Annotated in this window: 16 protein-coding genes; 8 read left to right on the plus strand and 8 right to left on the minus strand. The window is 60.2% G+C overall.

The window, feature by feature from the left end; translation table 11 throughout:
* The first annotated feature begins 67 nt into the window (after positions 1–67).
* Genes QCBJ_RS12290 through QCBJ_RS12315 form a run of 6 tightly spaced genes read left to right on the plus strand, consistent with a single transcriptional unit; the run spans position 68 to position 5,863 of the window.
* Positions 68–640 (plus strand): fimbrial protein, encoded by a 573-nt coding sequence (locus tag QCBJ_RS12290; RefSeq protein WP_046035085.1) that lies wholly within the window; start codon positions 68–70, stop codon positions 638–640.
* A gap of 58 nt (positions 641–698) precedes the next feature.
* A complete protein-coding gene (locus QCBJ_RS12295; RefSeq protein WP_046035086.1) occupies positions 699–1,397 on the plus strand; it encodes a molecular chaperone in 699 nt (232 codons plus the stop codon).
* A gap of 30 nt (positions 1,398–1,427) precedes the next feature.
* A complete protein-coding gene (locus QCBJ_RS12300; protein ID WP_102060911.1) occupies positions 1,428–4,004 on the plus strand; it encodes a fimbria/pilus outer membrane usher protein in 2,577 nt (858 codons plus the stop codon).
* Positions 4,005–4,006: 2 nt separating this feature from the next.
* Entirely contained in the window at positions 4,007–4,900 is an 894-nt protein-coding gene (locus QCBJ_RS12305) for a fimbrial protein (protein WP_256581502.1), read from the plus strand.
* A 10-nt stretch (positions 4,901–4,910) separates the two neighbouring features.
* Positions 4,911–5,378: a fimbrial protein gene (locus tag QCBJ_RS12310; protein WP_102060912.1), complete on the plus strand. Its 468-nt coding sequence runs from the start codon at positions 4,911–4,913 to the stop codon at positions 5,376–5,378.
* Positions 5,375–5,863 (plus strand): fimbrial protein, encoded by a 489-nt coding sequence (locus tag QCBJ_RS12315; protein ID WP_102060913.1) that lies wholly within the window; start codon positions 5,375–5,377, stop codon positions 5,861–5,863. Before QCBJ_RS12310 ends, QCBJ_RS12315 begins: the two co-directional genes overlap by 4 nt.
* On the opposite strand, the gene QCBJ_RS12320 is transcribed toward QCBJ_RS12315, so the two are convergent.
* The 4 genes from QCBJ_RS12320 to QCBJ_RS12335 form a co-directional block, all read right to left on the minus strand.
* Positions 5,864–6,511, minus strand: a complete 648-nt coding sequence (locus tag QCBJ_RS12320) for a response regulator (protein ID WP_102060914.1) — start codon at positions 6,509–6,511, stop codon at positions 5,864–5,866.
* Positions 6,511–9,426 (minus strand): hybrid sensor histidine kinase/response regulator, encoded by a 2,916-nt coding sequence (locus tag QCBJ_RS12325; protein WP_102060915.1) that lies wholly within the window; start codon positions 9,424–9,426, stop codon positions 6,511–6,513. The genes QCBJ_RS12320 and QCBJ_RS12325 overlap by 1 nt, the downstream gene beginning before the upstream one ends.
* 124 nt (positions 9,427–9,550) lie before the next feature.
* Positions 9,551–10,750: an EAL domain-containing protein gene (locus QCBJ_RS12330; protein WP_064052312.1), complete on the minus strand. Its 1,200-nt coding sequence runs from the start codon at positions 10,748–10,750 to the stop codon at positions 9,551–9,553.
* Positions 10,747–13,569, minus strand: coding sequence for an ATP-binding protein (locus QCBJ_RS12335; RefSeq protein WP_102060916.1), 2,823 nt, complete (start codon positions 13,567–13,569; stop codon positions 10,747–10,749). The genes QCBJ_RS12330 and QCBJ_RS12335 overlap by 4 nt, the downstream gene beginning before the upstream one ends.
* Before the next feature lie 156 nt (positions 13,570–13,725).
* Between QCBJ_RS12335 and QCBJ_RS12340 the strand changes: the two genes are divergently transcribed.
* Together QCBJ_RS12340 and QCBJ_RS12345 are read left to right on the plus strand one after the other, a co-directional pair.
* On the plus strand, positions 13,726–14,913 hold the full coding sequence (locus QCBJ_RS12340; protein ID WP_102060917.1) for an MFS transporter: 1,188 nt from the start codon (positions 13,726–13,728) through the stop codon (positions 14,911–14,913).
* Between the two features lie 193 nt (positions 14,914–15,106).
* The gene (locus tag QCBJ_RS12345; RefSeq protein WP_102060918.1) at positions 15,107–15,763 is read left to right on the plus strand and encodes a Wzz/FepE/Etk N-terminal domain-containing protein; all 657 of its coding nucleotides are present in this window, start codon (positions 15,107–15,109) and stop codon (positions 15,761–15,763) included.
* A 374-nt stretch (positions 15,764–16,137) separates the two neighbouring features.
* On the opposite strand, the gene QCBJ_RS12350 is transcribed toward QCBJ_RS12345, so the two are convergent.
* The 4 genes from QCBJ_RS12350 to QCBJ_RS12370 all read right to left on the minus strand — a co-directional run bounded on the left by QCBJ_RS12350 (position 16,138) and on the right by QCBJ_RS12370 (position 19,143).
* Positions 16,138–16,359: a hypothetical protein gene (locus QCBJ_RS12350; RefSeq protein ID WP_102060919.1), complete on the minus strand. Its 222-nt coding sequence runs from the start codon at positions 16,357–16,359 to the stop codon at positions 16,138–16,140.
* Positions 16,360–16,503: 144 nt separating this feature from the next.
* Positions 16,504–16,863 carry a DUF6124 family protein gene (locus tag QCBJ_RS12355; RefSeq protein WP_102060920.1) on the minus strand — a complete coding sequence of 120 codons (360 nt, stop codon included), beginning with the start codon at positions 16,861–16,863 and terminating at the stop codon, positions 16,504–16,506.
* A 362-nt stretch (positions 16,864–17,225) separates the two neighbouring features.
* The gene (locus QCBJ_RS12365) at positions 17,226–17,495 is read right to left on the minus strand and encodes a hypothetical protein (RefSeq protein WP_102060921.1); all 270 of its coding nucleotides are present in this window, start codon (positions 17,493–17,495) and stop codon (positions 17,226–17,228) included.
* Position 17,496: 1 nt separating this feature from the next.
* The gene (locus tag QCBJ_RS12370) at positions 17,497–19,143 is read right to left on the minus strand and encodes an S-type pyocin domain-containing protein (RefSeq protein ID WP_102060922.1); all 1,647 of its coding nucleotides are present in this window, start codon (positions 19,141–19,143) and stop codon (positions 17,497–17,499) included.
* Between the last annotated feature and the right edge of the window lie 479 nt (positions 19,144–19,622).

Consider the following 19,622-nt stretch of genomic DNA (forward strand, 5'->3'; position numbering starts at 1 on the left):
ATGCACCATGGATTGGCTCACTCAAGCGTGAGCAGACAACCATCCATCTCTCTAAAGGGGCATTGCAATGCTGAACAAACTGAGCCAACTCACTCTCGCCTGCGGCGCTTGCTGGCTGCTGGCCGGCACCGCACACGCGGCCGATGGGCAGATCGAGTTCACCGGTTCCGTCACCGATAACGCCTGCACCATCACCACTGGCGACGTGAATAAATCCGTGACCCTGGACGCGGTACGCATCGCCGACTTCGCGCCCACCGTGGGTTCCACCGCCAAGCCCAAAGCGTTCTCCATCAGCCTGGACAACTGCAGCACCGCGACCCGCAAGAACGCCGCCATTACCTTCAGCGGTCAGCAGGACGCCACCGATTCGACCCTGCTCGGCCTGACCGGTGAAAACCAGGTGCGCGGTATCGCGATCCAGATCGCCGACGCCCGAAACGGTAACAAGCTGCCACTGAACACGCCGACCGCCGATTACGACCTGCGTGCGCAGTCCAACACCTTCGACTTTACCGCCGCCTACGTGCGCACCGTTGCCGACACGACCACCGGCGAAGGCGATACCGCCAAGACCACGTCCGGTATCGGCACCGGTCAGGTGCACGCCCTGGCCAGCTTCGACGTTACCTACAAGTAATTGCTCGTCAATACCGTGGGCCGTTCGCCGGCCCGCGGACTTCCAAAGGTACCTCATCATGCGTTTTAAAGTGTACTTTTTGCTGGCCCTGTTCCCGCTCTGGCACAGCGCGGCAGCCAACGCCGCCGTCACGGTCGGCGCCACGCGGCTGATCTACGACGGCGCTTCCAGCGAAGCCAACCTCACGGTCAGCAATCGCGAAGACACCTCGCCCTACCTGGTGCAGTCCTGGGTCAGCCGCTTTGGCGGCGGCAATGAAGAAAGCGTCGACAGCTTTATCGTCACCCCGCCGCTGTTCCGACTGGATGCCAACAAGGAAAACATCCTGCGCGTCATTTTTACCGGCGGCACCGATGTGCCCCAAGACCGCGAAAGCCTGTTCCTGATGAACGTCAAGGCAATCCCGGCCATGAGCGACGACCAGAAAGGCAAGAACGTACTGCAGATTGCCCTCAAGACCACCATCAAGCTGTTCTACCGCCCGGCCGGCGTCAAAGGCTCGCTCAAGGACGCGGTGGCCCAGGTGGGCTGGACGTCCAAGGCGGGGGCATTGCATTTCAATAACGGCTCCAAGCTTCACGTGGTGGTCAGCGAACTCACGCTCAACGGCCTGCCGATCACCCAGGCGCCGGATGTGCTGCGCCCCGGGGAACAGCGCGAACTGCCGATCCAGGCCAAGGCGGGCGATGAAGTGTCGCTCAGCTATATCGACGACTACGGCAGCATCGTGACTGCCCCTCTTATCCGCATTCACTGATACACGCGCACGCCCCCACCAGGAACGCCCATGCCCCGTTCATTCCGATTCACGCGCCGTCGCGCCGTGAAGGCTTTCGGCTGCCCGCTCGCGGCGGCCGTGGCCTTGCACTTGGCCCCCGCACATGCCGGCTACGAGTTCGATGCGTCGTTCCTCGAGATCGGCGGCGGGCAGAGTTCGGCGGCGGTAAAACAACAGGTCAGCGCCATGAGCGAAGGCCAGTTGCCGGGCATTTATCGGGTGGATGTGCGGGTCAACCAGCACGCGGTCGAGCAACGCGATGTGCGTTTCGTACGCGCCACCGGCACCGCGGACCGCTCGGCCACCGGGCTGTTTCCGTGCCTGGATGTCGAGTTTTTCCGCGCCCAGGGAGTGGCCGACACCGCCCTGCACAACAGAAGCGACGCCGACACCACCTGCATTGCCTTCGACCAGGGCCTGGCCGGGGTGGTCTACGACTACGACTTCAACCACCAATTGCTGTCGATCGAGATTCCCCAAGCGTACCTGGGCAGCATTCCGTTTGAGGTGCGCCGTCGACAGTGGAGCGACGGTGAGAACGTGGCGTTCACCAACTACAGCTTCAGCGGCAGCACGGCAGAGTCCGACAGCGGCCGCCGCCAGAACCAGTTCGGCAGCCTGCGCAGCGGCATCAATGCCGGGGCCTGGCGCCTGCGCAATTTCTCGACCTGGCAGAAAGGCACGGGCGACGCCGGGCGCTGGGAGTCGATGGAAACCTACGCCCAGCGGGACATGGGCAACATGATGGCGATTGCCACCCTGGGCGACGCCACCACCGAAGGCGACCTGTTCGACGCGATTCCCTATCGCGGCCTGGGCATCGCCTCGGACCTGGACATGCTGCCCGACCAGTCCCGTGAATTCGCGCCGGTGGTTCGCGGCATTGCCAATGGCCGCTCGCGGGTGATCATCCGCCAGCGCGGCTACGTGATCCATGAGCAATGGGTGCCCTCAGGGCCGTTTGCCTTGACCGATCTTTATCCCACCGCCAGCAACGGCGACATCGAGGTCACGGTGGAAGGCCCGGACGGCCAGCGCCAGGTCTACACCCAGTCGTTTTCGTCGGTGCCCTACATGCTGCGCGAGGGGCAACAGAGCTACTCCGTCTTCGCCGGCCAATACCGCCCGGCGCAGTCAGCGTTTGTGCAAGAGACCCCGACCTTCATCCAGGCCTCGCTACGCCGAGGCTTGAGCGGCAGTACCACGCTGTTCGGCGCCAGCCTGCTCAGTGATCAATACAACGCCGGCCTGCTGGGTTTCGCCCACGATTTCGCCGGCTTCGGCGCGATTTCAGTGGACGTGACCCACGCCCGCAGCGACGCCATGGGCCATGAGAAAACCAGCGCCAGCGGCCAGTCGTTCCGCTTCCGCTATTCCAAATCCCTGGCAGCCACCGACACCAATTTCAGCTTGATCGGCTACCGCTACTCCACCGGCGGCTACTACTCGTTCAACGAGGCGCTCAACAGCCGCAATGCCGGGCAAACCCTGGACACGTACCGCAGCGGCCATATGAAAAGCAACTTCACCGCCAACGTGTCCCAACAACTGGGCGGCTACGGCGGGGTGTACGCCAACGTGTCGAAAACCGCGTATTGGGACAAGGGCCAGGCCGACACCTCGATCCAGTTGGGTTACAGCGTGAGTTCCGGGAGCATTTCCTACTCCCTCGGGCTGGGCCTGAACAAAGGCGCCGACAGTCACGATCGCAGCCTGTCCCTGAGCATCAGCATGCCCCTGGGCGGTACGCGCAACCAGCGGGTCACCGCCAACATGAACCAGAGCGCGCGCGGCTCGGCGTCACGCACCGCGACCCTCAGCGGCAACGCATTTGAAGACGACACCCTGGCCTACAGCGCGGGTGTGTCACAGCAAGTCAACGGCGCCCAACGCCAGGCGGGCGGCACGTTCGCCGCCCAGTACGACGCGCCGAGCGCGATTGTGCGCGGTGCCTACAACGAGTCCACCGGCAATCGCCAACTGGACCTGGGCGTGGAAGGTTCGGTGGTGGCGTACGGCAGCAACCTGATGTTCAGCCAGCCGCTGGGCGAAACCAATGTGATCGTCGCCACGCCGGGGGCCGCCGACGTGGCGGTCACCAACAAGCGCGGGGTGCGCACCAATGCCAATGGCTACACGGTGGTGCCGTCCGCCCTGCCCTATCGCAAGAACCGTGTGTCGCTGGACACCCAGTCGATGTCCGCCGACGTCGACATCGCCGAGCCGGTGCAGGAAGTCACGCCCAATCGCGGCGCCTTCGTGCTGGCGGACTTCGACACCCGGCGCGGCAAACGCATTCTGTTCCGCATCCGCGACACCCAAGGCGAAGCCGCGCCCTTTGCCGCCCGCGCCGAACTCTTCGCGGCAGACGGCCGTTCGCTGGGCAACACCCTGGTGGCGGACAAGGGCCGCGCGTTCCTGACCGGCGTGCCGCCCGAGGCACGCCTGTTGATCAGCGTGGACGGGCAACCGTGGTGCAGCCGCGAATTGAAACTGCAAGACGACGGTCCTGCCGAGGGTGGGATTACTCAACTGAACATTCAATGTGAGCGCGCGGCCGGTGAGTCGGGCGCCAAGGATTCGTGATCATGAACATACGCAAGCGCATGACGCTGGCGCTGTGGGCCGGCGTGCTTTGCTGCCTGTCGTTCCAGGCGCAGGCGCTGATCGGCGGCAACGTCGAGTGCGGAACGCCGGGCTATCCGACCTATGGCTACCGTTTCCAGCCGGGCGAAGCGATCAATATCGAGTACAGCGGCACATGCACGATTCGCCGTGCCTTTCCCTATGCCGCAGGCGTGAACACCAGCATCACCTACGGAACCGGTTACAACCATGCCGCCCTGCAGTTTGTAGACCCCTCCAGCTGGACCGTTATGCCGCTACTTGATATTGGCCAATTCAGTGGTATCTGCCTGGGGGGTACGTGCCAGCGATTGCCCATCAACACGGTGGTGCGCTACCGCTACAACCTGGTGGGCACCGCGCCCAGAACCACCGGCACGCGCAATGTGCAGGTACGCATTGGCGTGACCTCCCTTAACTACCTGGCATGGGCCGAGTGGTTCCTGGATATGCCTTTTATGTACACCGTCTACACGCCGGCGTGCACGCTGAGCTCGCCCAGTGCAGTCAACCTGCGCTTCGGCACCATCAGCAACGCCGACCTCAGCAGCCAAGTGCAATCCACCACGGTGTCGGTCACGTGTGCGACCGCCGTGCAAGCCACGGCCACCCTGAGGCCGAGCCAGGCAGTGGTCAGCGCCACCACCGGGGTATCGCGCACCACACTGGCCGGCCTGAACATGCAGGCGATCTGGACCGACTCCTATAACCCGGTGGATTTCAGCAGTGTGCGCAACCTGCAACTGAGGACCGGCAGCAACAACGTCAATCTCAGTTTCAAACCGCAACCGGTCGCCGGCCAGTCGCCCACCGGTGCCTTCCAGAGCCAATACACCCTGACCATCGATTACCGCTGAGGCCCTTGCCATGAAAACTTCGCTGTTCGCCCTGGCGCTGCTCAGCGCCACCGCCCAGGCCGCCGACACGGTAAACATCACCGTCAGCGGCACCCTCACCCGCCCACCCTGTGTGCTGAACACCGGCACCACCCTCACCGCTGCGTTCGGCAATGTGCGCACCGACCAAGTGGCGGCCACCGAAACCGTCGCGTTGCCGGTACGCATGACGTGCCCGACAGGTTCATCGCTGAACGTCAGCTTCACCGCCAACAACGGTACCTACACCGCCACCGTGGCCAAGACCACCGCCGACAACCTCGGCGTCTCGTTACTGTGGGCGGACGACACGGCGGCGAGCCTCAACGGCACCACCAAGACGTACAGCAACCTCAGCGGCACCGTGGATATCAGCCTCAAGGCCAAGCTGGTGGAGCGCGGCACGCTGGTGCCTGGCGCATTTACCTCGTCGATGGTCATGACCCTCAATTACCTATGAAAGCGCTCACCTGGATACTGCTGGCGGTGGCCGGCACCGCCCTCGCGCAATCGGCGGATGACGCGCAGATCGACGTCACCGGCAAGCTGATCGCCCCCCCTTGCTCAGCGCGTTTTCCCAGTACGCAACAGGTGGACCTGGGCAACGTGAACCTCAACCAGTTGGCCGACGCCAGTGCCAGCGTCACCGACGTGCCGTTGGTGTTCGATTGCCAGGCCAACAGCCAAGTCAGCCTAACCCTCACGGCGGGCGTGGGCAGCGTTGACAGCCACACCCTGCTCACCAGCCGCCCGGCCCTGGGCTTGCAGCTTGGCTTGCTGAATAAAGGCGTGAAGGCTGATTTCAGCCTGGGGGAAACCGGCACCTGGCCGGTAACCGACGGACCGCTGGAACTGACCCTGCGCGTCAAGCCCGTGTCCGTGGGTGAACTGCCCGACGCGGGCAGCTACAGCGCAATGCTGTTGATGCACATCACCTACCGCTGACTACTGGAACTGCCGCGCCTCGATGCAATAGGTCAGCAACGCCTGGTCACTGTCCACGTCCAGCTTGCGCATGGCGGAGATTTTCTGCGCGCTGACGGTCTTGTTGCTGCGGCTCAGTTGCCGCGCGATATCGCTGACGCTCATGCCCGTCACAAATAAACGCAGCACTTCCATTTCCCGCGGCGACAGGCTCTGGAAGCGCTCCTGCACCGGGTACGCATTGCCCACCACCGACGTCGCCGCAGGCATAGGCGCCTGGTAATTGCGCTGGGCACTGATGGCGCCCAAGGCTTTTTCGATTTCGTCGTGCAGGTGGTTTTTCTGGATCACGCCGGCCACGCCCAGTTCTTGCAAGCGGGTAAGAATCAGGCTGTTGGAAATCATGGTCAGCACCAGCACCTGGGTGTCGGGAAAGTGGCGCAGGATGTACTCGATCAGTTTCAGGCCATCGCCGTAGGTGTCATCACCCGGCATGTTGAAATCCGTGATCAGCACTTGCGGCCGATGCGCGCGCAACAGGTCGATCAACTGGCTGGAACTGACGGCCTCGCCCACCAGGCGATAACGTGAATCGCGCTGCACAATCTCGCGCACGCCCACCAGTACGATCGGGTGGTCGTCGGCGATCACAACGTTCATGTCTCGCATTATTCAGCTTCCTTGTTCTGGGCAGAAAGTTCTGCAAGCAAGCACTGCGCCACCGCCGTCAGCCGCGCGCACAACCCGCGGATCTGCGTGGCGGCGTGGTCATCCAGAGGGGCTTCGTACAGCGCGTTTTCCCATGCCTGACACGCACCGGATAAAACCCCGGCGCGCACACTGGCCAGCGCACCGTTGAGGCTGTGCAGGCGCTGGCGCACCCGCTCGGAATCGCCGACGGCCAGGCCCTGCTCGATGTGCTGCACGTCCGCCAGCAAGGTGTCGCCCATCAATTGGCGCATGGCCGGGGACAACTCGATCCAGCCGTCACGGTCGCGGTCCGACGGGGGCACCGCCAAGGCATTTGCGCGGCGACAGTGCGCCATCAAGGCCTGGCGCAGCATGCTCATGCTCAACGGTTTGACCACCCAGGCGTTCATGCCCACCGCCAAGCAACGCTCGCCCTCCTCGCGCAGGGCGTTGGCGGTGACGCCGATAATCGGCACTTGCACGCCCTGTTCACGCAGGGCGCGGGCCAGGTCGTAGCCGTTGAGGCGCGGCATGTTGATGTCGGTGATCACCAGGTCGAACGGCTGCGAGCCCCAGATTTGCAGGGCGTGTTCACCGTCGCGCGCCACGGTGGCTTGGGCGCCGAGCGCTTCGAGCTGTTCCTGCAGCACGGCCTGGCTGACCGGGTTGTCTTCGGCCACCAGCACCCGTACGTTCAAGCACGGCGCGTCAAGACACGGCGGTGCAAACTCAGGGCTGGCCACTGAAGGGGCGCTGTCAACAATCGGCAAGGTGATGAACAGCGAAAAGCTGCTGCCCAGCCCAGGCTCACTGACCACGCGCATGCTACCGCCCATCAGCTCGCTCAGGCGCGAGCAGATCGACAGGCCCAGGCCTGCGCCGTTGCCATCCTGGCCGTTGGCCACTTGGTAGAACGGCTTGAACAACTGGTCCAGGGCTTTTTCCGGAATCCCCACGCCGGTGTCGGTGACCTGCCATTGCAGGGCGACTTCATCCGCGAACAGCGCCTGTACGGTCAACCGCAAACGCACGCGCCCCGACTCAGTGAACTTGATCGCATTGCCCAGCAGGTTATGCAGGATCTGCCGGATACGCCCCGCGTCGCCGAGCAATTGGCATGGCACTTGGGGGTCGATCTCCGCATCAATCTGCAAGCCCTTGTTGCGCGCCGTGGCGGTAAAGCCCAGCACCGCTTCCTCGACCAATTGCTGCGGGTTGAAGGGCGCCGCTTCCACGGCCATTTGCCCGGACTCGATCTTCGACACGTCCAGAATATTGCTGATCAGTTGGAACAGCACGGTGGAAGAGCCCTGGATGATTTCCAGGTACTGGCGCTGGCGCTCGCTCATGGCGGTCAGGGCCATCAGTTCCAGGTTGCCGAGCACGCCATACAGCGGTGTGCGGATTTCGTGACTCATGGTGGCCAGGAACACGGTCTTGGCTTCGTTGGCGGCGGTGGCTTCCTGACGCGCCTGGTCGAGCAGCAGCGTTTCGTCCACATGCCGGGTGATGTCGTTGCAGCCGCACAGAAACACGTCTTCGCCCTCGTAGCGCGCGGCAACCACCACCACCTGCAGGTAACGCCCCTGTACGGCCAGGCACATCTCGCCGGGGGTGTCCGGCCCATTATTGGCGCGGAGTACGTCCACCAACGGCGCGGTGCCGCCCAGCTGCAGGGCACGCTGGTTTTCCAGCAGCAATTGGCAGTCGCTGCGCCGCACCACGCACAGGCCGGCCGGGGCGTTGTGCAACATGATGCGGTTGAACGCTTCGCTCTCGAACAGACGCTCTTGGGCACGCTGGGCCGGGCTGACGATGCGGGTCTTGTACCAATGGTTGATCCACCAGCCCAGCAGCACCGCCGCCAGAAATGTAAGGCCCAGGCCCAGCAGCGGCCATTTGGCGTAGCGCAGGAAATCCTGGTAGCTGATGGCGTACAAGCCGGTCCAGTGCTCGCCGCCCTCACTGATCATCTTGAAGCGCAGGCCCTGGCTGTTAAAGCTCAGCCCAAGTGGCGCCAGGTGTTCATCGCCAAGGCTGCCGAGCAATACATCGCCCTGAGGCGAGATCAGCGTGAACTGGTTGTAGACCGACAGTTGCAGCACCCGCTCGAACTCATCGACCTGAGACGTATCGACAACCGCCGCTAACGTCAGCAGACCCTGAGGTTGGTTGGCCGGCAATACGGCGGCGGGCGCATCGAGGCCGATCATCGCGACGAGGCTGCGGGTGTTTGGATACAGCTGCAAGGGTGCACGCATCCAGCGCACGCGCCTGTCAGTGAGCAACAGGTTTTGGCTCTGCTGCAACTGGTGCAAACGGCTCACCACGTCGCGGTAGTGCTCGCGCAACAACGGCTGATGCTGGCGCAGGCCGCCGATGCCAGGGACGGCCAGGCTGGCGACGTCATTGGGGGTAAACACGAACAACTGCGGTGAGGCGTAGAACGAGCTGGCCCAATAGCCGCCGTAGTAGTCGGTCAATTGCACGCCAAACGCCAGCGCGCGGCGCGTGTCATCCGCCGTGAAATCCGCACCGTAAGACAACGTGAACGGCAACGACAGCGCGAAGCCCTTGGCCTGCACCACGACCTGCCCGGCGTCGTGCTGCAATTGCACGACCTGGGTGGATTGCACCGCCGGCAGTGGCGGCGCATTGCTGCGGCTATAGCCGACCGCAACGTTGCGCAGGAACGCCTCATGCTCATGGATGATTTCCACCACGCGGGCGAAGTGAAACTCGACTTTTTCCTGTTCGGCATCGAGCAACCTCGACACCGCCCAGTAGCAACTGCTGGACAGCAACAAGGCGAGCCCGGTGAGCAACAACAGGGCTTTGTTCAGGCGCTGGGAACTTTGCGCGAGTTTATCCAGGCGCAAGCTTGCATGTTTCATCGTCAGTACCGCAGAAGCCTGAATCAGGACGTGGAGCCTATGCGTGATCCCGGCATTGGCCAATAACGCCCGGCGAACCGGGCGACCCTTCCTTCGGGCTTCTTGACTGTGTGACCCTGGCCGCTCAGATAAGTGCTGGCGCAGGGCCATCTTCGATCAACAACGCGCTGAATTTATCCGCCGTCACGCCCTGGGAGATCAGGAAACCTTGCACCTGGTCACAGCGAATACGCCGCAGTACCGCCAGCTCCGCCTGTGTTTCAGCGCCTTCGGCAGTGGTGGTCAGCCCCAGCTTGCGGCCCAGTTCGACAATGCTTTGCAGGGCCGACGCCAGGCTTTCATTCTCGGCACAGCCGTGCACCAGCGAGCGGTCGATCTTCACTTCGTTGAACGGCGTGGAAACCAGGTTGAAGTAAGAGCTGAACCCCTTGCCAAAATCGTCCTGCGCCAAGCCAAAGCCCATCATGCGCAGGCGGCATGCTCCAGCGTAGTAGCTACTGGGCAACCGTGTGGTGGAGCTTTCCATCAATTCGAAGGTGATTTGCCGAGGCTCGGCATCGCGCTGCTGAACCTGGGCCAGCAGGCGGTCGACCAGGTCGCATTGGTCAAGCAAGTGCGTGGGCAGGTTGATCGACACCGGCAACCGGTAGCCGAGCTGCGCCCACTGGGCCTGGGCGGTCAGGGACTGGGTGAGGATGCAGGTCAGCAGTTGGGTTTCCAGGCCCAGCCGCTCGATTTCACCGAGGAACTCACTGGGCAGCAACAACCCCTCCACCGGATGGACCCAGCGTGCCAACGCTTCGGCGCCGACGATGCGCCCGTCATGCAGGGACTTCTTGGGCTGGAACCAGGCCTGGATTTCACCGTTGGCCAAGGCGCGCACCAGGTCCTCCCGGGCCAGACCGACACCGCGATGGCAGCAGGGTGTGCGGGCCTGTTCGGCGAGTTTGTCGAGGCAATCGCGCAGGGTGCGCACCTGGGGCTCGCGCACCGGTTTGGAGATCAACCCCGCGACAGTGAGGCCCAGGTTATCCGCCACCTGGCCCGCGCCCACCAGCATGCGCCGCGAGGCCACGCTCATCAGTGCCAAGGCCGGTGGCGCCTGCAGGTGCGCCAATTGCTGGATCAACTGCACGCCGTCCATGCCCGGCATCATCAAGTCGCTGAGCAACAGGTCATAGCGCTGGCGGGCCAGGCGCTGCAACGCGCTCGCGCCGTCCCAGACCACGTCGACGTCAAAGCCGCCGATGCCCTGGAACACGTTGATCAGGTACTCATGCTGAAAAGGATGGTCTTCCACAATGAGCACGCGATAGGCACTCAAAGCACGCTCCTCTGATAAGGCTGCAAGCACTGGTGAAGCACGCGCAACGTGAAGGGCTTGACCAGGCAGTGGTCCATGCCCGCGTTGAGGCAGCGCTCGGCTTCATCGAGCATGGCGTTGGCGGTGGCACCGATGATCGGCAAGGCGCAGCCCAGGCGCCGCAATTGCTCGGTGAGTTCGTAGCCATTCATGCGCGGCATGTTGACGTCGGTGAGAATCAAGTCGAACGCGGTTTCGCCCCACAGCGACAGCGCTTCAATGCCGTCGCCCGCGAGCACCACGGTGCAGCCGAGCTCTTCGAGTTGATCACGCAGGATCAACTGGTTGATCAGGTTGTCTTCGGCCACCAGCAGGCGCAGGTTGAGGTTGATCTCGGCCGGCACCTCACAAGGCGTTGGCGACGGGTGTTCCTCGATACCCTGGGCGCGGCTGACCGCGCGATTGAGCGCCTGCAGTTGGTTCAGGCCGATCTGCCAGCAGGCACCCGGCCCTTGATGGACACCATGCTCATCGGCGGCGGCCATCACCCGAGGCCCGGACCAGCGCAGCCGTTGGCCGGGGTCGACCGGGCCGGGATACAGCTCCACCAGCACCGCGCCGGGGTCGGCCTCGACCGAGTGCGGCAGGCCCAATTGCGCCCGCGCGCCCCAACGCCGCAACCAGCCGCCAATGCTTTCGGCCAGCTCGCGTACCGGCGACACTACATAGACGCGTTCGCCCAGCAAGGGCAACGCCCACGGCTCATGCGCGTATTCGTCAACCTGCTCCAACGGCAAGGTGAAGGTAAAACTGCTGCCCAGCCCCGGCTCGCTGACCAGCCGCAGCGTGCCGTTCATGAGGTGCACCAGGCGCTTGCAGATCGACAACCCAAGCCCGGTGCCCGCCACCACATTGGCATTGCCGCTGGCCTGGAAAAACGGCTCGAACAAATACGGCTGATCGTGCGCCGCAATCCCCTTGCCGGTATCGACCACTTGCCACTGCAACAGGGCGCGTTCGCCTTCGCGGCTCTCCAGGCGCAAGCGCAATACGATGCGCCCGCTCTCGGTGAACTTGAGCGCATTGTTGAGCAGGTTATTGAGGATCTGGCGGATACGCGTGACATCGCCGCGCACCTGGTCGGGCAGTTGCGGGTCGAGGCAGGCAAACAGCTGCAAGCCCTTGCTCTGGGCGGCGCCCGCGTAGCCTTGAATCACCTCCTGCACCAGCTCCAGCGGGGAAAATACGCTGAGTTCGAGGGACAGTTGCCCTGCTTCGATTTTCGACACATCCAGCACATCACAGATCAGTTGCAGCAAGTTCGCCGACGAGCCTTCGATGGCATTCAGGTAGCCGCGCTGCTGGCTGTTGAGGTCGGTGCGGGCGAGCAATTCCAGGGTGCCCAACACCCCGTAAAGGGGGGTGCGGATTTCATGGCTCATGGTCGCCAGGAACAACGTCTTGGCCTCATTGGCCGCATCCGCCAAGGTACGCGCCTGCTGCAACGCCAGCTCCACCTGTTTGCGTTCGGTGATATCGCTGAACGCGCAGATCAACACTTCTTCACGTTGATAACGGATGGGTGCGAAGCTCAGGAACAAGTGGCGACCGTCGGCTATTTGCAGCTCGTCGGTGTTGCTTTGCTCGCAGGCGTGAAAGGCCCGGCGAATCCAGTCGTGGCACAACTGCTGGCGCTCCTGCCCGTTGCCCAGCCATTGGCGCGACAAGGGATTCTCCAGCACCACTTCGCCGTCACTGCGGCGCAATACGCACAAGGCCACCGGCGCGATACGAATGACCGCGCTGCTGAACGCCTCGCTTTCTACCAAGGCTTCGATGCGATTGGCCGCCGGGATGATCAGCCGCTGATCGATACGTCGCACCAGCCGCATCATCAACAGGCTCGCCAGTGCGCACAGCAGCAGGCACACCAGCAGCGGCAACGCCAGGCTGGGCAGCAACGAACTCAGCTCCAGGCTGTAAACGATCTGCCATTGGGAATAGCCCAGGTGTTTGCGGATGGCCAAGCGGTCCGGCAACCAGCGACTGCCCTCCCAGCCGAAACTGGCCGTGGAATGATACTGGCGCAGCACCTGCGCCGCCGCGGGTTGATCGGGCGTGCTGCTGAAAATCAGCTGGCCTGCGGCGTCGAGCAACATGAAGTCGCCAGCCTTTTCATGCTGCAGGGCGTTGATCAGGTCCGGCCCACCGACCTCCAGGCCGAGCCAACCCGAGGTGGGGCTGCGGTCATCCAGGCGGGTAAAAATATACAGCGGCGAATCCAGCCGGCTTTGCTCGGTGAGCCACAGCTCGTCGCTGACCGAGACCTTGCCGGTATCGACCGCCATCAGCCGCTGCAACACCGTCTCCGGCACCGCCTCCGGTGCCGGGCCGACGGTGAACAGGCGCTCCACGCCAGGCTCGGCACGCTGGGCCACATAAATCAGGTTGACCTGGTTCGCCTCCAAGTAGTCGAGCAGACGTCGGGTCAGCCACAGGCTCCAGATATTGCCCGCCTCCCCCAGGGTGATATGCACTTCCTCGGCGGGCACGTTATTGAGGTTGCCCACGGGCGGCGTCACATGCCGCACGGTGGACAGGCCGAGGCTTTTCAACAGCGTCTGGCGGCTGACAAAAAAACTCTGCGCATCGGAAATCGCCTCATTCATATAACTGCGCCGCAACGAAATCTCCTCGCTGAACGCAGCGCGCAAATAGCTGTAGGCGCCCGCATACACACCCAACACCAACGCCAGGGCGAACAGGCGCAGCAGCTTGCGGGCGGCCTTGGGCGTGGAGAAGGTGGCGTCGAGGGGTTGCAGGAAATGTTTGAGTTTCATCACCGCAAGCGTACGGAGCACAAGGGGGCGGGAGAATAAGACGGATCTCAAAGCGCCATTGAACTCTGCCGCTAAACGCTGTTCTAGACAGGTTCGCCGCGGCGTGCGTAGCATCCGCGGCGGTCTTTCGTGTTATTCATCCCAACAGAGCGATCCATGTCTATCCACCAAACTCCCGGGCACGTGCTGCCCGCGCGCAGTGCCGCCAAAATGGAAGCGGCCATGGCCGTGGGCGCTTTCGCTATCGGTACTGGCGAATTCGCCATCATGGGCCTGATGCCCGACATCGCCCAGAACCTGGCTCTAAGCGAACCCCAGGTCGGCCACGCCATCAGCGCCTACGCCCTCGGCGTGATGGTCGGCGCGCCGTTGCTGGCCATCCTTGGCGCCAAGCTACTGCGCAAACACATGCTGCTGTTGCTCATGGGGCTGTATGCCCTGGGTAACCTGGCGACCGCGTTTACCCCCACCTTTGGTTCGCTGGTGGCCTTCCGCTTTATCAGCGGCCTGCCCCACGGTGCTTATTTCGGGATTGCCGCGGTAGTGGCGTCCAGCATGGTGCCCAACGACAAACGCGCCGGCGCCGTGGCCCGCGTCATGCTGGGCCTTACCCTGGCCATGCTGCTGGGCAACCCCATCGCCACCTTCCTCGGCCAACACCTGGGCTGGCGCTCGGCGTTTGCGTTGGTCAGCGTGATCGCCCTGTGCACCATCGCCCTGGTCTGGCAGTTCGTGCCGCACCGCCACGACGAACAACGCAGCGACCCGCGCAAAGAACTGCGCGCCTTCACCAAGCCTCAGGTGTGGATGGCATTGTCGATCGGTGCGATTGGGTTTGCCGGGATGTTCTGCGTGTTCAGCTACCTGGCGCCGACCATGCTCGAAGTGACCAAGGTATCGCCGCAATGGATTCCGTTTGGCCTGGCCGCGTTTGGCGTGGGTGGGATTATCGGCAACATCGCGGGCGGCAAACTGTTTGATCGCCTGCAGTTTCGCGCGGTGGGCCTGATATTGGTGTGGTCGATCGCCGTGTTGCTGTTCTTCCCCTTCGCCGCGTCCTCGCTATGGGGCGTGCTGCTGAGCATGGGCCTGGTCGGCACCATGGTGTCGTTGGCTGCGCCGTTGCAAATCCGCCTGATGGATATTGCCCACGAAGCACCGAGCCTGGCGGCGGCGTCCAACCATGCGGCGTTTAACCTGGCGAATGCGTTGGGGCCGTGGTTTGGCGGGATGGCGATTACGGCGGGGTTGGGATGGACGAGTACCGGTTATATCGGTGCGGTCACGGCGCTGGTCGGGCTCGGGGTTTACCTCATCGCTCGTCGGATGCACGGCGGGCAATGAGCTACTGGCCTATGAACGATTGTGCCGTAGAAATGATCCTAAGACTGGCGTACTGAGTCGGCGCGACTCTGAGTGTAGAGGCCCGCCGAACACACTATACAAGAACTATTCGCATCTAATACGAAGCGTACTTTTACGTGGCGCATTGTGTTTTTTTCTCTACAATTTGGGAACGCAAATAAAGGAATTTTTCGTGAGCAGTCCAACGAATTCAAACGCCCGTCCCCATGATGATGAAATAGATTTGATTCCGCTTATTCAGACACTGTGGAATAGCAAGATAACGATTATTGCAACCACCGTGGTGGGCGCGGTTGCCGCATTGACGCTCTCTGCGACCTCGCCTGAACAATGGACTGCCAGCACTTACATCACTAAGCCATCCCTCTACAGCTTATATAAAGAAATCAATGAAAAGGACGCGCCCGCCAAGGCGAGCCCACTGTCATTGGAAACCAAGCTGTACAGCACCATACAGAATGATATTTTCTATTCCGCCATGGGTATCATGGCCGCTAAATCCGTTGCCCTCAAAGACGCCCCCCCTAAATCGGGCGGGAGTGAGCCGGTACTTTATATAGCCTCAACCACCGCGACGACGGCAGCATTGGCGTCTGCCCAGCTGAAATCCGCAATGGAGACAGCCAATACCGAAGCTATTGCGCTTAACTTACCGGCATTGGCTGCAGGGAATACGTTAAAAGCATTTAACACCCTTGATGAAATACAAACCTCCACCCAAAAAACCATCAAAAAATTCGCTTTTCTAGGTGCCTTTTTAGGGTTGGTGCTCGGCAGTATTTTTGTACTCGGCAGGTTCTTCATTCGACAATACAAACAGTCGAACTGAGCACCCGCGACGCTATAGGAGTTCTTCAGTCAGGAAACAAACAATGCAGACCAGCAGGGAAACAATAACAACAATAAACAATTTCGCGGAAAATGTTGTTTTCATCAAGGGTACTTTAAGAAAGTAAAATAATGGCCTAGCGCCATTATTGCACCGTGTCTGGCTTTTTTCACGGTGATTTTTGCTGAAAGCAACACACGTCCCTCTCCCGAGCTAGGGAGCACCAGCATCCACTCCTCGACTGAAGGAAAAATCCCCCAACCCCGTGCCCGACGCGAGATTCTTCATAAAGGCACTGTCGTCACCGCTTAAACCAGCCCCCTGTGGCGAGGGAGCTTGCTCCCGCTGGGCTGCGCAGTAACCCCATCGCGACCTCAATCGTCGTGCAGTAACCCCGAACCATACTCACCATAACTACTGCCAAGCCCACTGCCGCCAAAATTCATCTTGGCGCCTTTGCTGGGGCTATGGTCACCAAACGCCTGGCATCCGCCCGAAAAGCAGGGGTCGCTGTTCACGTTCGACGAACTCGACGAGCAAGCGCCCAAGAGCAATGTGCCGGCGATCATCATGGCTTTGGCAAGGGTTGAGATCATGTTTTCAGTTCCCTGTGGACTGGAGGTGCGGGCGTCCTCTCTTGAAGAGGATCGTAGACCTCCGCGGCGCCGGGAATGATGAAACTTGGCGGGGTGACAGGATGGGTTCAGGTTGCCGCCTTGGGTAAGGCGGCGGGGTCGATGTCAGGCTGCGCTGGATGCAGGCGCAACTTGCTCCTGGGCTCGGTCGATGAGCAGAGCGATTAGGTCGATTAGCTGCTGGATGCCCAGGACGATGGCACGGTGCGGGTCTTCGAGGTCGAACGCCAGTGTGGCGGCCATTTGGTTGGCGGAGGCGAGGTTTTCGGCGGCGTTGGCGAGGAGGGTTTCGGTGCCTATGTTAGGGCTGACGCGTAATAGGTGGCCGGTTGGTTGGTCAGCTGAGGCAGCGTTGTCAGATGGGGGCAGATAATGATGAATAGCTCTCTGGCCTGCTCCGTGAAGCTTGGCATCGCTGGGCGTAGTGTTGTGATCAACATAAGCATTGCGTGATTTGTTAGGCATGGGCGCCGCTCCAAATATTTTCGGGAGTAAAAACGCCTTAGCAATACGGACTTCCACCTCCGGCCGCTAGTTTGCAGTGGCTTGAGGAGGTTAGCTACGGAAGGTCTGAGAGGCAATTTGAGGAAGGTGTGAGATATTTCCTAGAAACGCGAGGGAAATCCGGCCGGGACCTGGAACGAATACAACTTCGCGCCGACCTCAGCGATGAGACCTAGAATGGTGAAGCTCATGATGCGGCTTTTTACGTATACCTAAAAAATACACGCACCATGAGTTCCCCGCATGCAGATCGGAGCAACTTTTCACGAATTAAGAAAAAGAAAACCCTGCGAATGCTGGGTTTTCTTTTGCAGAGCTACATATTACTCAAACGAGTACTTATTCTCAGCCATGAATGTTGGCTCTTTCCAATTAGGACCTTTCCTTATCCCTCCATCAACATTTTCAATTAACCCTTCGAGTTCCATATTGCCAACAAGCTTCAGAAGCTCTAGGTTATTTGAAATATTGACCCATCCATTCCTATTGTATAGTCGATCCAGCATCGGATACGAAACTGGCTTGTTTCTTATAATAAAAAGAACAACATCCCTTGGCGCTTCAGCGACTACAACATCATTAATATTACTCATCCTACTCTCCATATACTTGTTTAATTTCTGCAGCTATGGCTTCCGGGGTATAGAATAAATCGTCGGCGTCCCTCAGTTTGTAATCTTCCAAGGTTGCAGCATGAGCATTATTCCAAACTTTCCCTTCTACCCCATCAGCTACCCCGAGCGCCCTGTAACGCTCTAACTCTCGTATTTCGTGTGTGTAAAAACGTTTGTCAACATCAGTAATAGTGATCTGACCACTTAAGATCTTTTCTAGCCGATCGATCATAATTTTATTAGCATCCGATGGGGCAAAACGGCGGGTATGCAATTTAACTAGATCAATACCTTCCTCAGACACCGATGCCGTTGTCCAGTCCAGGTCTTGAGTGGGGCCTCCCGCTTCGTCGGGATTGTACATGCGACCGCTGTGTTCACCTTTGGTGGTTGCGCCTTCATACGGACTACTAAACACCGCATAAATCGGCGGCAAACCCGAATCTGCGGGGTAAACGTAAATACCGTCTCGGATATTCAACTGGCCAGCAATCGGAAACGACTCTACTTTGATTTCAACTGGGCTCAGCGTGATTCCGGCGTATACCGGAGTTTCTGTGGGCTGCGCTGGAGTCGCCGTTGAACTGTCACCAGGTACCGCGATCGGGAATGTCAGGGTGATCGGCGGTGTGTCTGTTGTGGTGAACGTATAGGCGTTGGCTACAGGATCAAGTACCAAAGCCATTACCGGCACCGCTGACGTTAACCCGCCGGTAGCTTGCGTAACTAGTACCGAATACTTCGATTGGTCGCCATAAATCCGATAGGGCACATCGACCGTCCCACCTACCGCCGCGACATTGAGCAAATCAGCAGGTAGGTTAGGTGCCAAGTCCTTAGCTGGCAGGTCCAGCATTGTCGTGGGCAACTCCCCGTTGCCAAGGGATTCTGAATACGTCAACGCCCCAATACCGACTGCTGTGGCTGCACCAACAACTGTACCCAGTGCGACCTTAGCTGCTTGAATCGCGGCTTCAAGTGTAATGCCTGACCCTGTCGTAATAACAATAGAACCTGCCGCAGTACTCAGTTGCGTTGCACCAGCTGCGGGAAGCCTGAACGTACGAGCGGCTTTAATCGCTGCGGCTTCAGCGGCTACCCTAGCAGCCACCCTAGCCGCGTCAGCAGCAGCTTCAGCGGCCACACGTTGCGCCTCTTCCTCAGCAGCAAGTCGCGCTTGTTCTGCGGTCTCCGCAGCAATTCTTGCAGCCATCGCCGCCGCCTCATCGGTAATACGTTTGGCCTCGGCGTCTGCACGTGCTTGGTTAGCCTGTTGTTGAAGATTCTGCTTCAGAGCATTTAAATAATCGATTTCAAGATTGCTATATTTCGCAGCATACGCAGCCTCAAGTGAAGCGTACCATTCTTTATAGTTTTTATCTGGAGGGTAATTCGTCTTACTGCCGCTGATCGCATCACTGATAAACTGACTGGTGGGATGGCTAAAAAAATCATGACCATAGTAATACTTATCAGCAATTTTTTGCTGAGCCGTGTACGCCTGTGCTTTTTGAGCGATAAGGGTGTCTATCGAACGAATATGTTTTTCAATTTGCGCGACTTCGTTCTCGGCGTTTCCTTCAGCCTGTTCTATTGAGTAAATGCTTTGTGCGATAGACGTGGGCATAGACTGAAGACTTGCTGCAAAACTCGCCTCCTGGTCCTTAACATTCTGAGCAATGACAGGGGGGAATGTATTAAGAATATAAGTACGTGTTGCTACGTTAATTAGCTGCCCGGTATGACTGTGAGAAAAATCACTGTCATCTCGCCCCCCACTTCCAAACACCTGAGGTTCATAGTTTACGGCGCCAACGTTAATAGATGGCAACTCGTACGATCCTGGGCCTGTCTGCACAAACCCAGGGCCTAGGTAACTGCCAGGATTAGACATAAAAACTCTCCTTGTTTTTGTGGTCCCTCTGCTTGTTCTAATCAGGCTACATCCAGAGGAACCGATATTGTAGTAATGCAGCACTAATTTGTATGAAATGGGCATCTGGTTCTTCACAACCTGATACGCCCTCACGAGCGGTTCCTTCCTTGGGTTGACGGGTCACCCTCGTGATTTGTACCAAAAACGCCACTCTCTACCTTCTTACAGCA

The sequence above is a fragment of the Pseudomonas sp. QC2 genome (assembly GCF_002859085.1).
Lineage (GTDB): Bacteria > Pseudomonadota > Gammaproteobacteria > Pseudomonadales > Pseudomonadaceae > Aquipseudomonas > Aquipseudomonas petroselini.

Bases quoted from the DNA above. Each gene is read 5' to 3' on its own strand.
- QCBJ_RS12290 (WP_046035085.1), top strand. From the start codon at position 68: ATGCTGAACAAACTGAGCCAACTCACTCTCGCCTGCGGCGCTTGCTGG.
- QCBJ_RS12295 (WP_046035086.1), top strand. From the start codon at position 699: ATGCGTTTTAAAGTGTACTTTTTGCTGGCCCTGTTCCCGCTCTGGCAC.
- QCBJ_RS12300 (WP_102060911.1), top strand. From the start codon at position 1,428: ATGCCCCGTTCATTCCGATTCACGCGCCGTCGCGCCGTGAAGGCTTTC.
- QCBJ_RS12305 (WP_256581502.1), top strand. From the start codon at position 4,007: ATGAACATACGCAAGCGCATGACGCTGGCGCTGTGGGCCGGCGTGCTT.
- QCBJ_RS12310 (WP_102060912.1), top strand. From the start codon at position 4,911: ATGAAAACTTCGCTGTTCGCCCTGGCGCTGCTCAGCGCCACCGCCCAG.
- QCBJ_RS12315 (WP_102060913.1), top strand. From the start codon at position 5,375: ATGAAAGCGCTCACCTGGATACTGCTGGCGGTGGCCGGCACCGCCCTC.
- QCBJ_RS12320 (WP_102060914.1), bottom strand. From the start codon at position 6,511: ATGCGAGACATGAACGTTGTGATCGCCGACGACCACCCGATCGTACTG.
- QCBJ_RS12325 (WP_102060915.1), bottom strand. From the start codon at position 9,426: ATGAAACATGCAAGCTTGCGCCTGGATAAACTCGCGCAAAGTTCCCAG.
- QCBJ_RS12335 (WP_102060916.1), bottom strand. From the start codon at position 13,569: ATGAAACTCAAACATTTCCTGCAACCCCTCGACGCCACCTTCTCCACG.
- QCBJ_RS12340 (WP_102060917.1), top strand. From the start codon at position 13,726: ATGTCTATCCACCAAACTCCCGGGCACGTGCTGCCCGCGCGCAGTGCC.
- QCBJ_RS12350 (WP_102060919.1), bottom strand. From the start codon at position 16,359: ATGATCTCAACCCTTGCCAAAGCCATGATGATCGCCGGCACATTGCTC.
- QCBJ_RS12355 (WP_102060920.1), bottom strand. From the start codon at position 16,863: ATGCCTAACAAATCACGCAATGCTTATGTTGATCACAACACTACGCCC.
- QCBJ_RS12365 (WP_102060921.1), bottom strand. From the start codon at position 17,495: ATGAGTAATATTAATGATGTTGTAGTCGCTGAAGCGCCAAGGGATGTT.
- QCBJ_RS12370 (WP_102060922.1), bottom strand. From the start codon at position 19,143: ATGCCCACGTCTATCGCACAAAGCATTTACTCAATAGAACAGGCTGAA.